At 30.9% G+C, this 17,060-nt stretch carries 10 protein-coding genes; all 10 read right to left on the bottom strand.

Translation table 11 applies throughout. The features are described 5' to 3' along the window. Nucleotides 1-285: 285 nt before the first annotated feature. The 10 genes from WHD08_RS00930 to WHD08_RS00885 all read right to left on the bottom strand — a co-directional run bounded on the left by WHD08_RS00930 (nt 286) and on the right by WHD08_RS00885 (nt 17,058). Entirely contained in the window at nt 286-1,662 is a 1,377-nt protein-coding gene (locus tag WHD08_RS00930; protein ID WP_208889588.1) for a hypothetical protein, read from the bottom strand. A gap of 32 nt (nt 1,663-1,694) precedes the next feature. Then, on the bottom strand, nt 1,695-4,133 hold the full coding sequence (locus WHD08_RS00925) for a glycoside hydrolase family 95 protein (protein WP_340833197.1): 2,439 nt from the start codon (nt 4,131-4,133) through the stop codon (nt 1,695-1,697). Nucleotides 4,134-4,207: 74 nt separating this feature from the next. Further along, a complete protein-coding gene (locus WHD08_RS00920; protein ID WP_208889590.1) occupies nt 4,208-6,520 on the bottom strand; it encodes a glycosyl hydrolase family 95 catalytic domain-containing protein in 2,313 nt (770 codons plus the stop codon). A 303-nt stretch (nt 6,521-6,823) separates the two neighbouring features. After that, a complete protein-coding gene (locus WHD08_RS00915) occupies nt 6,824-9,316 on the bottom strand; it encodes a hypothetical protein (RefSeq protein ID WP_208889591.1) in 2,493 nt (830 codons plus the stop codon). A gap of 31 nt (nt 9,317-9,347) precedes the next feature. Beyond that, nucleotides 9,348-10,733, bottom strand: a complete 1,386-nt coding sequence (locus WHD08_RS00910) for an FAD-dependent oxidoreductase (protein WP_208889592.1) — start codon at nt 10,731-10,733, stop codon at nt 9,348-9,350. Nucleotides 10,734-10,775: 42 nt separating this feature from the next. Further along, the gene (locus tag WHD08_RS00905) at nt 10,776-12,335 is read right to left on the bottom strand and encodes a sodium:solute symporter family transporter (protein WP_208889593.1); all 1,560 of its coding nucleotides are present in this window, start codon (nt 12,333-12,335) and stop codon (nt 10,776-10,778) included. 54 nt (nt 12,336-12,389) lie between these two features. Further along, nucleotides 12,390-13,181 (bottom strand): SGNH/GDSL hydrolase family protein, encoded by a 792-nt coding sequence (locus tag WHD08_RS00900; protein ID WP_208889594.1) that lies wholly within the window; start codon nt 13,179-13,181, stop codon nt 12,390-12,392. Further along, a complete protein-coding gene (locus WHD08_RS00895) occupies nt 13,171-14,616 on the bottom strand; it encodes a hypothetical protein (protein WP_208889595.1) in 1,446 nt (481 codons plus the stop codon). Before WHD08_RS00895 ends, WHD08_RS00900 begins: the two co-directional genes overlap by 11 nt. A gap of 20 nt (nt 14,617-14,636) precedes the next feature. Next, complete coding sequence (locus WHD08_RS00890; RefSeq protein WP_208889596.1) at nt 14,637-15,863, bottom strand: glycoside hydrolase family 88 protein; 1,227 nt, start codon at nt 15,861-15,863, stop codon at nt 14,637-14,639. A 76-nt stretch (nt 15,864-15,939) separates the two neighbouring features. Next, nucleotides 15,940-17,058 (bottom strand): IPT/TIG domain-containing protein, encoded by a 1,119-nt coding sequence (locus WHD08_RS00885; RefSeq protein WP_208889597.1) that lies wholly within the window; start codon nt 17,056-17,058, stop codon nt 15,940-15,942. Nucleotides 17,059-17,060: the final 2 nt, after the last annotated feature.

Raw genomic sequence — 17,060 nt, 5'->3', positions numbered from 1 at the left:
GTTATTATTTTTTTATAAAACTAAAAAAAAACAACATTATAAAATCTAACTTATACATCAAATTATCTAACATAGTACCCTATTACCTAAGCTATAAAGGGGTTTTTAGATTATTAATCTTAAAATTATAGATATACAAATTACAGTTCTCGTTTTCCTTCTATTTTAAATTAGAAAGAAAAAAAACAGTATTTTTCTGTCTTGTAAATGAAATGAAAAATTAATTATAGTTATTTTTTTGACTGTAAAAATCAATCTTAAATTTATAATGATATTATCTAATATTTATTTATCAATATTAGTAACCGTACAATTACTCGTTAAATCATTTAATAAAACTGGCATTCCTGTATAATTAAAAAGCTTAATATTTGCTGCTCCAGAATAATCTCCATGCTTTGCATCAGGTATTCTAAATCGATGAACATCGTTCCAAAAAGATTCACCAAACACTATTGGAGATACAATACTACGCTTGTTTCCTTGATAATTTCGAAAGGTTATTTGGTGACCAGATCCATTAATTTCTGCTAAACGAGAAACATTATATGTACTTACAGTATCTACAAGTTCTAAATCTACTACACAATTTTTTACATTATTTCCTACAAAAGTAATAATAGGTCCATACATAGCATCTCCTTTAGAATCCTTAATAACACCATCTGTTCCTATAGAAAATCCTTTTTCCTGACAACCAATAGCTGTAGACCCTACAACTTTTGTTGGCGGTAAATTTGCACTTAAATCAAAACCTGATCGCATATTTTTTACCGTGCAATTTATAACTGTTACTCCTTTTGTTCTTCGTCCATTTAGTCCGCCAGATCCATAAGTTCTAATACCATCTTCCGACAATGATTTAATTTGATTAGGCATAATTTTTCCTGGAGGATAATCACTTTTAAAACCAGCATCAAAAGCTAAACCAGAAGTTTCTGCTAACATATCGTTAGTTGCTCTCATTTTTCCTTCAACATAACAATCTTTTAATAGCGTATTTACTGCACCTTGCATAAAAATACCATGTCCATAAGCGTGCGTAACAACTTTACATCCTAATAATTTTGTATTTGTCCCTTCAACCAATAAAACAGAATGTTTATGCAAAGGCACTAATGCATTTTTACCTTTACCTAATAAATGACCATAGCCATAAGGAGTAGATCCATGCACAAATAAATCTGCATTTTCTATAGTATTATTATCTCCCATTATTCGCAACATTTGTACTCTATTAGCAGGAACATGTTCACCAATATCTCTAGCTTTTAATCCGTTTATATAATTATTAGAGCCACTTACTAGTACTTCACTAAACTCACTCTTACTAAAATTATTATGAAGTTTTGCATCTATATTTATAACAACACCAGACAAAAAGTAACTACTATTGTTTCCTGAAAAGTGAATTAATGAACCAATTCTAAAATCATCTTTTCTTTTACTTGTTTTATCTCGTTTAAAGACACTTAACCCTCCAATTTTAATAGCACTAATAGTATATTCACCTGGCTTCATTTTAACCAAAACATTACTTTTCCCTGCATAATGAGCCAGTTTATTTAATGATTTTATAAAAATAGTATCACGAGAACTGTTTTCTGCTTTCATTGAAAATACCACTATTAGTAATAACAAAACGCTAATTATTTTTTTCATATATCTATATTATTTATTTTTCTGTTAGTCAATTAATAAAAAAATGCTACATCTAAAACCTCTTTTTCCCCTGCCTTTAATTCAATACTCTTTTTAAACTCTCCATATTTTACAAACACTATTTGATCTTTTAATGATTCTAAAGATACTTTCATCAGTTTGCCATCTTTCCAAATTATATCTACAACAACATTTCCTCTTGCTTTTAATCCTTTAATAGAACCCGTAGACCACGCATCAGGAAGTGCAGGTAAAATATGTATTTCTTCTGTATGACTTTGCAACAACATTTCTGCAACACCTGCAGTATAGCCAAAATTACCATCTATTTGAAATGGTGGATGCGCATCAAACAAATTTGCATACAACCCGCCATGTCTATGTTTACTTGTTTCATCAACAAAAGAAAATAAATTATTTATAATTTTATAAGCATGATTACCGTCTTGCATTCTTGCCCAAAAATTAATTTTCCATCCCATACTCCAACCGGTAGCTTCATCTCCTCGTAATTCTAACGTTTTATGAACGGCTTTAAAAAGTGCTGGTGTTTTCTCTTTTGTTATTTGATTTCCTGGATGAAAACCATATAAATGAGATAAATGCCTGTGATGCGCATCGGTTTCTAAAAAATCTGATTGCCATTCTTGTAATTGTCCTCTTTCACCTATTTTAAAAGGCAGAAGTTTATGCATCAATTTTTCTATGTAGGCTCTAAAACCTGCATCAACATTTAATATTTTAGATGCTTTAATAACAGTTTCAAAATTTTCTCTTATAATAGACATATCCATGGTTCCACCAGCACTTACTGTAGATGAATGCTTTTCATCATAATAAAATTTATTTTCTGGTGATGTACCCACTGGTGTTACTAAATACCCTTCTTTATTTTCTACCAACCAACTCGCAAAAAAAGTTGCACTACCTTTTAATAAAGGATACCCCTCTTCTTTTAAAAATGTAATATCATTTGTAAACTGATAATGTTGCCACAAATGACTTGTAAGCCAACCAGCACCAACAGGCCAATAAGAATACATTACTGCGTTATCCGCAGGATAAGAAGGCCTCCAAATATCAGTATTATGATGCGTTACCCAACCAGGATTTCCGTACATATTTCTTGCAGTTTCTTTACCTGTAATAGCCAATTCTTTTACCAATCTAAAAAATGGCTCATGACATTCTGAAAGATTGGTTACTTCTGCAGGCCAATAATTCATTTGAGCATTTATATTCATTGTATAGGCAGAATTCCATGGCGGAATAACCTTATCGTTCCAAATACCTTGTAAATTTAATGGCTGCCCTCCTGCTCTAGAACCAGAAATCATAAGATATCTTCCGTACTGAAACAACAATGTATTTAGGTCTAAATCTGGAATTGTTGCATAATTTTTAAGACGAGCATCTATAGAAATATCTAGAGTAGATGCTTGATTTTCTAACGAAAACTGAACACGATTAAACAAATTTGAATAATCTTTTTTATGAGTTGCTTTTATTTGGTTGTAGGTTTTATCTTTTAATTCTGATAAAATTTGCTCATTTACCTTGGCAGGATCTTTTCCTTGCGTACTTGGGCTCTTGTCAAAACCATTAAAACTAGTCGCCATTGATAAAAGCACGACTACCTCATCTGCATCGGAAACAGAAAGTCCTTTTTCTGTAGCTACAATTTTTCCTCCTTTATTTTTAATTTCAAGTCTTGCTTCAAAAAACATTCCTTTACCAGAAACCTCATCTCCATAAAGTACTTGTTTTGCAAAAGGTTTTCTAGAACCATCTTTATTAAAAATTTCTGGATATTTATGTTCATCACCATTACTCTCTACATTTTCTAAACTTCTTCTTAATACAAAACCCGGAGCCTGACCTTTTAAAATAATAGTCTTTCCTTCTACTATTATTTTTGTAGGATGTAGAGATTCTAAAAAAGTATCAAAAGAAATAGCTTCTTTTTTATCCGAAGAAATTTTTATAGCGATTATATTATCAGGATAACTCGCTAAAACTTCTCGCTTATAATTTACTTTCTGAGAGCGATAGTTAACTGTAGAAACAGAATTTTCTATATCTAAAGTTCGCTCGTAATTAGAGATTGAATCTCCTTTAAAGTGAAAATATAAATCTCCAAAAGGTTGATAACTTTGATGAAGTCTACCCAACCAATTTGTTTTCATAATTTTTTCTGCTTCAGTATATTTATCCGAAGCTAAAAGTTGCATTACCTTATTGTAAGTTGGTCTAATATTGGTTCCTTTATAAGTAGAAGATGGCTCTCCAGAGTACAATGTATTCTCATTCAACTGAATATGTTCTACCAACGCTCCTCCATAAATCATAGCTCCTTGCCTACCATTTCCTATAGGTAAAGCTTCTGTCCATGCTTTTGCTGGGGTTTTATATTTTAAAATTAAAGCTTCGTTTAAAACCTCACCTTCTTCTATTTTAGTATTACAATTCACTAAAAAAAAACAGATTAAAACCAAAAGCAACCTACATAAAATCTTCTTATTTTTTAATTCAATCATATTTAATTCTATTGCTTCTTGTATTCTAAAATAGGTTCTTCTAATAATGGTTTACGTGAAGCTCCTTTTTTTATTCCAAAATAATTAATTTTAGATTTTGAGTGTAGTACAGCTTTTAATACAGGTTCTACTTTTTTTCCTTCAGGACTTAAAACTATCGTTTCTCCTTTTTTAAGCAAAATTTTAAATTTACTTTTCGCTACTTTTTCTATTGTTGTTTTTATATCTGATGAAATACCATTCCATCCAGGAATATGTACTACACAAGGTTGACCCGATAAACTTTTAATAACAACCCATTCTACTTTTTCTTCTTTCATAGAAGCACTTACTTCAAAACCTCCTTTTGCTAATAAATCTCTAAAAGAAGCTTCTTTCCAATCTTTAGGTAAGGCCGGAAATATTCTAATTTCTTCTCCCAAACTTTGCAAACTATATTCCATAATAGCAGCAGCACCACTTAATGGAGTTTCTACAACAGGGTTTGTTCCTTCCATATAAAAGGTGTTGGTTAAAAAATGTGCTTTTCCAATATTAGCATCTAAAAAATCTTGCATAACAGCTACAGCTTCATTTCCCATACCCAATGCAGCGTATAATGATGATGCTCCTGTAAATGAGTAACCTGCTAATCCTTTTCCTTCTTCTATATTATGCCAATGTAAAACAGATTTTACTACTAAATCTCTATCTCTTGCTGAATTAGGATCTAATTGAAACAATGGATATAAGGCTAAAAGATGAGAATAATGACGATGTGATATATCTACCGGTTGATCACTACCAATCATTAATCCATTTTCATCTACAGGATACGGAATAAGATCTACTAATAACTCTTTCCAATGTGCTACTTCTATACTATTCTCATTTGCTTTCTCACTAGCATCAATTAAACTATTTAACAACCAACGTAAAATAGCTAAATTGTAATTGGTGTTTTTAAAAGATTTAAAACCCATGTATTCTGGAGATCCCATAGGTTTAAGTTCTAATTGACCTTTTGGATTTCTTTCTAATTTTTGCTCATAAATTTCTGCAATTTTCATTGCTTTAGGTACCCATTTTTTAAGAATGGAAGCTTCATCACCTTGAAATTTATAATACATCCAATAATTATGTGTAGCCCAAGCAAAATCTCCTAAATTTTTACCAGATTTATATTTAATTTGATACTCAAAATGATCATCAATTAGTTTGATAAAATTTATAGCGATATCCTGATGGTTACTAGCATTAAAAGACCAATACGTAAGTTGAACATTAAGATTCCACCAAAGCCCTGGCCAAGAAGTATTTTTAAAGAAAGGTCCCATTAAGTCTAAAGCGGGTCCATCTGCACGAGAACTTGCTGCCATTTTATATAACTGAATCCAATAAAATGATTCCATTCTAGCATCTGGAAAACTTAAAAAAGATTTCTTAAAATAATTATGCCACCACTCACGATGTGATTTCTCTATTTTTTTTAATCCTATTTTTTTTGCTTCATTAACATTATGTATCGCAACACCTGCAGAAACATCTAAAGCAGGTACTTCGTTTGCTGTTGATATATATATTGTGCTTTTTTGTTTATCTTTTGACTTTACTTCAGACCAAGCTGTAGCATAATCTCCACCTGCTTCTAATTTTTGTACACAAACAGCATGTTTATCTGTAACCTTAATTTCTGGACTATAAGGGTTCATTTTGTACTCATCTTTATATCTCTCGTACTTAATCACTGCTCTAGAACAAGAAGCATCACCTGGCAACCATTCCCAAGAAAAAGGAATTTTTACACCGTTTTTTCTTTCTGTAGAAGAAGCTTCAATAACTTGTACTTTATCATTGTATGGAGTAAATGCACGAAATTTTATTTCTCCTAAATCAGTAATAATAGTTCCTCGTATTTCTGCATTCCATAAATCTTGTCGTAATCTTGCTGTTTTAATTTTCCCTGCGGGATGTAAAACCATTTTTCCAATATCCAATCTAGAAAAATCTAATAAATTAGTACCTTTTACACCCATAGATGTTTTTCTGTTTGGTGCTTTTCTATGGTCTGTTACATCCTGACGTCCCACATGAAAGTTAAATCGATTTTCATCTAATTTAGCATACAACATCATTCCTAACTGACCATTTCCAACAAAGGCTCCTTCTGCCCATTGCTTCGGAATATCTTCCCAAACTAAATCATGTTGACTCATAAATGATGGCCAATCTATTTTAGATTTCACTTTATTATTAGAACGAGAAACACTAGAATTTACATTCTGTCCATTAAGTGTTACAAAACAAAGTAAACAAACAACAAGTACTATTTTTATTTTCATGTTTCTATACATATTAGGTTTTTAAAATATTCTTTATACCGTATTTCAATATTATCAATTCGTTAGATAAATTCGTATAAACTATCATTCATAAAATCTAAATTATCGTTTTTTATTAAAAAAAAACACCAATAGAACAAAGGTTACAAGCAATAATTCATTCTTTATCTCTTAGATAAAAAAAAACTTCCCAAATTGAATATTCAATTAGGGAAGCTCCAAATTCAAAACAAAAAAAAACTCTTATCTACTGTCTCTTTTAATATTCCTTTTAAATAAAAAAGTTTAATTAATCTTTATAGGTTAATTTGCTTTTTCTGATCTAATTACTTTTCCATTTTTACTTTCTGTTATATTTACTTGTAAACTTTCTGTAACTAAATTACTAATCGTAATTTTTTGCTCTCTGCCATCTAATAAATACACCGTTAATTCATTTGGAGAATTAGTAACAATTTTCACTATTTGACTTTTACCTTTATAAGGCTCTAAAACATGTAAAAATTGTGCTTGTTTTTGATGTACTCTAACTCCATAAGTTTTACGTTCTGGATTATTTCTTATCCCTCTTATTTTACCTCCGTTAGGATAATTTGCTACTAATAATTTTGCTTTCTTTGGCCATAATGAATGTACATCTAAATGAACACCATTGTCTATAAATTGAACCTTGGCTCCTTTTCTAGCTTCATACCATTGCCCTTGTTTAAAATATTTATAAGGAGAATCTTTTAAAACACTCACCGTTTCTAAAATTGGTCCTGTTTTTTTAGCTCCCTCTATAGATTGTAATCCTATTGGATGTAACAACCAATCATAGGTATGTTTTTTAGGCGCATTCATAAAATCTGCTATAACAACATAATCATCTGTAACAATAGACAAACGTTTTTGATGTACTTTTTTAAAATCAGCATCAATCTCTACATCATCCCAAGGCGGAAATTTATCTGGATTACCTGTAGGAATTTTTCTCCAACGAGCATTTGTTTCTAAAGCAGAAACCTGCATCATTTTCCCTTTAAAAAATAACGTTTGTTTAGACGGTACAGCTTCTTGTTGCAACTCATCTACAACAACCATATTATGCGAAGCTGAAGTTTGTACACTTTCTTTATATCCCTTGTGTCCATAACCAAACCAAACCATTTCTGTTCCAAAAAACTTGTGTCCGTATCTATCTAATGCTACTAAACCAGTTCTATCAAAATGACCATGCCAACCACCATGAGATCCGTATTTTAAATAGGCTTGTATTTGTTCTTTTGAATCTTGTGCTTCTTTTTGTGATCTTAATGCAACTAAACCAACATTTGCAACAAAATCTGATGCTGATCTAGGATCTTTAACAACAGGTAATTCTGCAACACCGTACATTAACGAAACCCAAGAATCTCTTTTACTTTTGTTAATTACCCATGCTAATTTTTCTATTCCATATTCCCTGTAAGCTAACTCATAAAACTCATTTGGTTCTTTAAGATTAGAATCATTACTAGAAACGACAAAACCATCTTCATCCATCATAGAAACATATGGTGTTACCATATCTTCTACACCACGAGTACTTTTTCCAGTAGGTCCCCAAATATCGAATTTCATTCCGGTATATCCTTCTTTTGCATTTTCAAAATCTTTACTTTTTACTTTTGTAGGAAAACGTCTATGGTATAAATCTAACCCATAATTCTCGAAAGCTTGGGCAACCAAAGTATAACGTTGTGTAACTAAATAACAATAATTAGCAGTTCCTTCAAACCACCAACCATCTGCCATAACTCCTTTTGCTATCTGATCTCCCATACCTCCATCTGCTTCAGTTAAGTACTTTACCTCTGCCATATTTTGTAAAAACAAAGCGACAACTATAGCACCAGCATTTGCACTTGCTTGATGATTCATAATGCCTAAAGAACTCATGTGGGTTCTATTTAATTCTAAATAATAACGAAACGTAGCATTAATATTCTCTCTATCCTCTTCCGAGAATGAAGATTCATTATAAACAACATCACATGCTGCTGCTAAAAATAAAAAGAAATTACCTTCATGCACCTGAACTCCTGTAGTAGCTGCCCCTATTGATAGATATCCCTTTTCTTTATCACAAACATCTTTAATAAATTTTATAACCTTGTCTCTATAAAAAGTATTACCTGTTAATTTCCATGCTAAACACATTTGAAATGCTTTTTCACCATCACTTGTATTATAAGCCAAACTAGACCATACTTTTGTTGGTCTTGGTAATGAAACTACTTTTCTTTTTGGAAATTTAAACTTGTCTAGTTTATCTAGCATATTTGTTAAATTTCCTTTTGCCCAATCGTAATTTTCTACTTTACTTTTTGTTTCTTCAATTATAGCATCAGTAACAAATAAAAATGGATGTGGTTTAGAATGAACAGAAATAAATTGTAACTCCTCAGTAGTCTGACTTGTTTTATTTTCTAGAATTACAAAGCTTGATTCTTGTCCGCCAACAGGAATTCTATCACTCATTACAACCGACAATATTACTTTAGAAGAACTCTTAGGTGCTAAAATAATTTCTTTAACAGATAAAGAATTACTACAAGCTAACTCATCCTCTTTTTTTATACTGATAGAAAAATTAGCTTCGGTATTACCAGTGTTTTTTAATTCTATTGTATAATGAATAGCCTCATTTACTTTTGCTATTTTACATTGAATATTACTTTTATCAGAAGTACCATTATTTAATCCGTTTGCAAAACAAGAGAAACTAATTAAACTGATGAATGCAAAAATATACTTGCTTTTTATTGCTAACATTTGTAAATATTTATTTGTATTTAAAACTACCTTATTCTCCCAAATAAGCTCCATGTTCTTTTAACTTGGCTTCAAGTTTAGAATAGTCAAGCTCCTCTGGACTTACATTATTAAGTACTGATAATGCTGCCAATGTTCCTGCTCCCTGACCAATAGCCATAGCAATAGGTGTTACACGTACAGCTGCACTTGCATGATGATCTGCACCAATTGCTCTACCAGAAAGCACAAGATTTTCTACCTCATTTACTAATAAAGAATCTTTAGGTATGTAATAAGCGCCCTCTGCATTTAAATGAACTGAATCTGTATTTCCTCCATCTGGAGAATGAATATCTATAGGATAGCCACCAACTGCAATCACTTCTTTAAAGCGGACTTCGTTAACTAAATCATCAGAAACTAAAACTTTTTTAGCCAATGGATGACGAGATTCTCGAACACCAATATGAGGTGCAGTACTTACAAATGTTGCATTTTCGAAACCTGGAGCATATTTTTTTAAGAACTTATAAATCTCTACACATTGTTTACGTCCTAATGTTTCGGCTTTACTTAAATCAAAAGGATTTACAGGGTTAAATCCTAAAACACGAGAGGTATTAAATATAAATTCTCCTTCGGTATTTGTTTCAAAAAATAATACGTTATCTCTTGGTATTGTTACTTCTCCTTTTTCTTTTGCTGCATTCCATAAATCATAAAAACCCCAAGTAGAAATACGTTTTGTTCTTTTTAAAACCTCAGCTTTATCTTCTGCTCTTTCATCGGCATCAAACTGATCCCAATTATTAATCATGTATTCTCTTAACTTTTTTGTTTCAACATTACCAACCTTTATATTGGTTGTCATAGGTTGTGACTTTCCATCTCCAGGTCTACCTTCAGTAAAAGGAACTCCAGATAGTTTTACCATCTCACTATCTCCACTAGCGTCTATAAATATTTTTGCAGGTATTTCTTGAATCCCTCCTTTGTTGTGTATAAATACCGATTTTATTTTGTTACCATCCTGAGCAATATCTATTAAACGAGTATGATATAAAATTTCTGCTCCAGCTTCTACAACCATATCTTCTAATGTTACTTTTAACATTTCTGCATCAAACGGTGTTACTGTAGAACAATACCCAGTACTATCTAAAATATGACCAGGACTAGCACCTTTTTCTATTAATCTATTTACCATATCGTTTGGAGAACCAAAAACCAATTGCCTTCCAGATTTATTATGAAAAGTCATCATTGGCCCAACTCCCATTGCTGTTAATGAACCTCCTAAAAAACCAAATTGCTCAATTAATAATGTCTTTGCACCTGTTTTTGCTGATGCTATTGCTGCATGACTTCCAGAAACTCCTCCTCCTACAACAATTACATCGTAACCGTCTATTAATGTTGTTTTAAATGTTTTCATTTAATTTTATTTATTTAATTATTTTTAAACTACTGTTATATGCTATACAACAGTTGGTTTTTGATTTATTTTACTCGTTAATTTTGAATGTATTAATGCAACAATTATTACTACTGCTGCTCCTACAGGAAACCACCAGAAAAAACTGATTCCTTCATAATGCATCCATGCAATTATTAAAATGGTTAAAATTGCACCTATTAAAATACCTGTAAAAGATCCTTTTCTCATTAATGCCAAAAAAGCAATACCTATTAAAGTACCATACGCATAACCAGGAACTTTAAAACCTAAAGCTAATAAACCTCCGTCTTGAAAAAAGCTAAATGCATACGCTAAAAGTGCTAAAATTAATCCCCAAACAATAATAGCTTGTTTAGATATTTTTACAACTTTGTCTTCGTGCATTGTTTTTAACTTCGGATAAACTAAAGGACCAACTCCCATAACACTGGTTTGAGAAAGTGCTGTTAATGCTGAATCTAAAGTTGAAATTCCTGCGGCAAACATTGCTGCTATAATTAACCCAGAAATACCATTTGGTAATTCGTTTACAACAAAATACGGAAATATTCTGTCTGGTTCTAATTGCATCGATTTATCTACTAAATCAGATAACGGATATATATCATAATAAGCCACTAAACCTATACCTACAAAAGCCATAATCCATGTTGTAGCAACACCTATTACAGAAAATGCCACAGCTTTTCTTGCTTCTTTTAAATTTTTACAACATAAAGCTCTCTGCGTAACTACTTGATCGACTGCGTTTGATCCAAATTCAAAAAAAGTACATCCTAAAATACCAACCCATAAAGTATAGGTTTTATGAGGATCTAAAGATAAATCAAAGAGAACTAGTTTAGCTTTGTCATCTGCAATTGCCATCATTTCTCCAAAACCACCAGGAATATCGCCAATGGCATAAAACAATGCAAAACAGGCTCCGAAAATAAAAATTACAAACTGAATGGCATCCGTCCAAACAACCGTTGTAATCCCTCCAATATAAGACCAAACAATAGCAAATACTGCTATAATAGCAATACACAAAACAGTACTTTGTCCGGTAATAACACTAAGAACCAATGCTGTACCCAATAAGCGTACACCTTGACTCATAGTAGCTCCGATCATAAAAAAAGTACGTGATAGTTGACTTGTTTTTACGCCTAATCTTTTTTGAATAAAATCGTATGGACTAAAAATACCTTCTTCATAATATTCTTTTAATAATACATAAACGAAGAGTACATTTCCTAAAGCAAAACCTATTGTCATTTGTAAATAGGTTAAATTTCCTTGCATAGAAAATATAAATGCCGGAACTGCAATAAATGTAGCAACACTTGTTTTAGTAGCTATTAATGATAATGAAACTGCCCACCAAGGTAAGTTATTTCCTCCTTTAAAAAAGGCATCTAAACCTTTGTCTTTATTTTTTACGAGTTCACCAATTAAAGTTGTTCCTAAAAGGAAAACAATTAATATAACCCAATTTAAAGTTGAAAAATGACTAGATGCTACCTCATCTGTACTTTGTGAAAACATAGAGAAGCAACAAAATAATGTTGTTATTATTATAATGGTTTTTTTCATAATTATGGTGTTATCTAACTTTACTTTTTAAACTATTAATATTTAAGCTCATAATTAATTTTCGCTATTATTAGTAAGCATTTTATATAAAAAAGAAGGATAATTTTCTCCTGTAATAGTACCTGCTCCTTTTGCACCAGATCCTTTTGTTAAAGAATCTCCAAAGCAAATAATGTTTCTATATTTTTTAGATAAATTATTATTTTCAAGAAATTGATAAACGTTTTCAGCAATTAATTTATAGCCTAATGGAGTAAGGTGCACGCCATCTTCTACATTACTGTTCTTTTTATTCCTTATGTATTTATCCTCATTATGAACAGGTAAGTTCAATGTTTTAAATGCTAAATTATTATCTACAAAAAGTGTATTATTAGCTTCTGAAACTTCCTTTATAATTTGTTTTACTTTATAAAGTTTTTGGTTTGGTCCTTCTTTAAATAAATTCTTATCGTGTCTATTAAACAAATAAATACTATCTACAGTTGGGGGACTTATTAATAATACTTGTGCATTTGTTTTCTTTATTTCTTTTACAATCTTATCTAAGTTTAATTTATAATCGTCATAAGACACTAATTTCTTAGAATTTAACATATCATTTGTACCTACCATAAGTATTACTAGATCTGCATTTTTACTTAAAACATCCTTCTCTAATCTACCTAATAAATTTATCGTTGTATTTCCTGCTACACCATTATTTTCTAAGTTTAACGTAAATGGAGTTTCAACTTTTTTAGAAATCAATTTAGTATCGCTTTTAATTTTTGATGCTTTACATCCACTTAAAAACACTACAAAGACTAAAAAAGAGATGATATTTATTTGTTTACTAAAATTCATACTGTTGGTTTAATTTATTATTCTCTCCTAAATCTGTTAAAATATTTCCGTTTGTAATCACTTTACAATTTTTAGACAACTCACCAAATTCTATTGGCATTCCGGTTTCATTTATTAATGTAATATTATAGGCACCAGAAAACTCTTTAGAATCTTTGTTGGGGTATCTGTATTTATGAACATCAGACCAAAATGATTCTCCAAATACTATTGGTGTAATCTTAGTACGCTTTTTATTCTCGAAATTTGTAACCTTTATTTTATGTCCCGTTCCGTTAATTTCCATCAAACGTTTTACGGGATATGAACCTACCGTATTTATTAATTCCAATTCTACATTACAATTTTCTGTATTGTTCTGATGAAAACTTAACAATGGACCATACATAGCATCTCCTTTTGAGTTTTTGATAATAGCATTTTTTGATACTGAATATCCTTTTTCTTGACATTCTAATGCTGTACAACCATCAATTAATGTTTTACCTATATGCGCACTTAAATCAAACCCAGATCGCATATTTTTTACGGTAGTATTTATTACCGTAATGTTTTCTGTTTTTCTACCTACCAAATAACCATACGGATATGATCTTACTCCATCTTCAGAAAGTGCTTTTATTTCATTTGAAATAATTTTTCCTGGCGGATAATCACTTTTAAAATCAACACTAAAAGCAGGGCCAGAAGTTTCTGCTAACATCTCATCTGTAGAACGCATTTTACCTTCTACATAACAATCTTTAATTAAAGTGTTTTGCGCTCCTTGCATTACAATTCCGTGACCAAAACCATGTGTAACTACTCTACAAGCAATTAATTTTGTATTTTTACCAGAAACTAATAAAGAAGAGTGTTTTCTTGGTTTTACCAAAGGCTTTGCTCCTTTACCTAATAAATGCCCATATCCATAAGGGTAAGAGCCTTTTATAAATAAACCTACATTTGTTATGGTATTGTCATCTCCCATTACATGCATCATAATGGCTCCTTTTAGAGGTGCTTCATGTCCTTTATCTTGCACTTTTAACCCTTCTATTTTATTGTTATTTCCACTTACAAAAATTTCGAAAATATGATTTTCACCATACGTTTGATGTAATTCTGAATTAATTTTTAGAACTACACCATCTAATAAAAATTGATTATTATTTCCAGAAAAATTAATCAATGCTGTTATAGGGTAATCTGACTTTGGTTTTCCTTGAAGGTCATGTTTTTTTATGATTAAATTTTGACCATATTTAGAATCATCCAAATTATAAACCCCAGGTTGCATCTTTACAACCACATTATCTTTTGCTGCAAACTCAATTAACTCAGACAAACTATCAATATTTATAATTTTATTAGCAGAATTAGAATTACTGTTGCTTTTACAATTCCAAAATAGAATTGCAATTAATATAAATTGATAAGTTGATACTTTACTCATAATAATTAAAGTTCTATTTCTTATTTTTTTAATAAACCTAAATCTTGTTTATTTTCAATCTGTCTTAACTTTAGCATTGCTTCCATATAATAATAATCTGCATAAATAATAGGTGTATCTATTTCTGAATTTTTAGGATGATGACCAGTAGAATGTAATAATAAAGCTTGATTTGTTTCTCCACTATAATACTCTTCTGAAGATAGTTTTGCTAAAAACCTTTTTGCTTCTTTAAAATATTTTTGCTTTAACTCTTTATCCTGAACAAGACAAGATAATTCTAACATACCACAGGCAGCTACTGCAGCTGCAGAAGCATCTTTTGGAGCATTCGGAATTCTTGGATCGTCAAAATCCCAAAACGGAATACCATCTTTAGGCAATCTGTCTAAATAATGCTCTGTTAATTTTATAGATGTATTTAAAAAGTCTTTTCTTCCTGTTTCTCTATACGCCATTGCAAAACCATAAATTCCCCAAGTTTGACCTCTTGCCCACATAGATTCGTTTGCATAACCTTGATGTGTATAGCCTTTAATAAACTCTCCTGTTTTATCATTAAATGAAGCTAAATGATAAACAGCACTATCCTTACGAACAATATTGTTCATTGTTACTTCTGCATGACTTTCTGCAATCTCATACAACTTTTTACTTCCTCCGTTTTTAGAAGCCCAGAATAACAATTCTAAATTCATCATATTATCTATGATTGTATTATGCATGTATTTATCTTTATATATAGGCCAAGAAAGAAGAGATCCTACATTAGGGTTATAAAGTGTTGCTAAAGTATCTGCTGCAGAAAGTAATACTTTTTTATATTCTTCATTTCCTGTTAATCGGTATCCGTTTCCAAAACTACAATACACCATAAAACCAATATCATGGTTTTCTGCAGATGTATACGCTATTTCTTTTATTGGAGCAGTAAAACGTTCTGCTTGTTTTTTAATCGACTCATCTCCAGAGAATTCATAAGCATACCATAACACCCCAGGCCAAAAACCGCTACACCAATCTTTTACTCCTACAAAATCCCAATTTTTATTTCCTTTTTCAATACTTCTTGGAAAGTCAACAGCACTTGATAATCCTGCTACAGTTTTCCTTGTTTTTAAAACACTTAAATCCAAGACATGTTCAACATCCAATTTTATTGGTTCCTTTTTTGGTGAAGTACATCCAACCAAAACTGAAGTGCTAATTAATAGCCCCAATATTGTTTTATAAAATTTTATTTTCATTTCTATTTTTATTTAGTAATTTTAATTTTACTAGGTTATTATAAGCTGTATTAATAACCTAGTAAAATATTTTGTTTTAGTTAACGTAAGCTTCCAGTTCTTCTATAGATTTAAAGGCGATAATCCAATCTATATCTAGTGAACCACCAGCAGAATCTGTAAAGTTAAAAAGCATACGATTTATAAGTCCGTCCTCTAATTTAGTGGTAGTAAAATTAGCTCCACCAATATCATAAACAATTATATTTTTATCAATTAAACCTACAATTGGATCAGGATTAACTTTATTTTTATACCATTTACCATACTTTACACCACTATCATCTCCTGTTGTTTCCAGAAACATATATTGCCTACCATTTGGTATCGCCGATACTTTCATTGCTAAATATGGGTACTCTTCTTTTTTAAGACTCATCGTTGAAAATGGTTCTGATGTTGGTGCAATAAAATCGAATCTACTTGTGCTACCTCCATAAGGCCAAGTAAAATTACCAGCAGTAGTAACTGCACCACCAGAAAACCCTTCTGTATCTCCTAAAACATTAAATAAAAATTTAAGTCTACCTGTAGGATATAAAAAATCTGGACCAATAAAAGTCTGAGGTCCTTTAACGATTGTTATAGGTCCGTTTGCAGCATCAAAAGGTACTTTTACTTCTATTTCTGTATCAGAAATTGATATAATATCAATTGGATTTGGATTCCCTGAAAAATAAATTTCTACGATACTAGTATCTGTTCCAAAATTTTCTCCAATAATTTTAATAATCTCACCTTCTTCGGCTTGACTAGGGTTATAGTAACTAATAACAGCCCCTGGAATTAAATTAAATTCTTGTTCAGATTCATGAGAATTTGTCCAAACATCAACTTTAATTTTACCAGAATTAGCTGTTGCTGGTACAGAAACAACCATCTGAGTATCATTATATGAAGTTATATCGGTTGCAGGAATTCCATTAAAATAAATTTTAGCAGCTTCTTTAAACTCACCAAAATTACTACCTGTTATAGTAACTGATTGCCCTGAAAAAGCAGAGGTTGGGGAAATAGATTCTAAACTAAAATCTCCATAAGCAACCAGTTCTGGATTAAAATCCCCATCTTCATCTGTACTTAAACACGAACTTGTTAGTGCTAGAATAGCAAAAATAAAAAGGATTGAATTTATTTTGTATTTTATATATTTCATGA

Source organism: Polaribacter sejongensis (assembly GCF_038024065.1).
Taxonomy (GTDB): domain Bacteria; phylum Bacteroidota; class Bacteroidia; order Flavobacteriales; family Flavobacteriaceae; genus Polaribacter; species Polaribacter sejongensis.
This window is presented reverse-complemented; position numbering and strand designations above follow the sequence as displayed.

Coding starts and splice junctions, on each gene's coding strand:
- WHD08_RS00910 (WP_208889592.1), bottom strand. CDS start 10,733: ATGAAAACATTTAAAACAACATTAATAGACGGTTACGATGTAATTGTT.
- WHD08_RS00920 (WP_208889590.1), bottom strand. CDS start 6,520: ATGAAAATAAAAATAGTACTTGTTGTTTGTTTACTTTGTTTTGTAACA.
- WHD08_RS00915 (WP_208889591.1), bottom strand. CDS start 9,316: ATGTTAGCAATAAAAAGCAAGTATATTTTTGCATTCATCAGTTTAATT.
- WHD08_RS00890 (WP_208889596.1), bottom strand. CDS start 15,863: ATGAAAATAAAATTTTATAAAACAATATTGGGGCTATTAATTAGCACT.
- WHD08_RS00885 (WP_208889597.1), bottom strand. CDS start 17,058: ATGAAATATATAAAATACAAAATAAATTCAATCCTTTTTATTTTTGCT.
- WHD08_RS00895 (WP_208889595.1), bottom strand. CDS start 14,616: ATGAGTAAAGTATCAACTTATCAATTTATATTAATTGCAATTCTATTT.
- WHD08_RS00930 (WP_208889588.1), bottom strand. CDS start 1,662: ATGAAAAAAATAATTAGCGTTTTGTTATTACTAATAGTGGTATTTTCA.
- WHD08_RS00900 (WP_208889594.1), bottom strand. CDS start 13,181: ATGAATTTTAGTAAACAAATAAATATCATCTCTTTTTTAGTCTTTGTA.
- WHD08_RS00905 (WP_208889593.1), bottom strand. CDS start 12,335: ATGAAAAAAACCATTATAATAATAACAACATTATTTTGTTGCTTCTCT.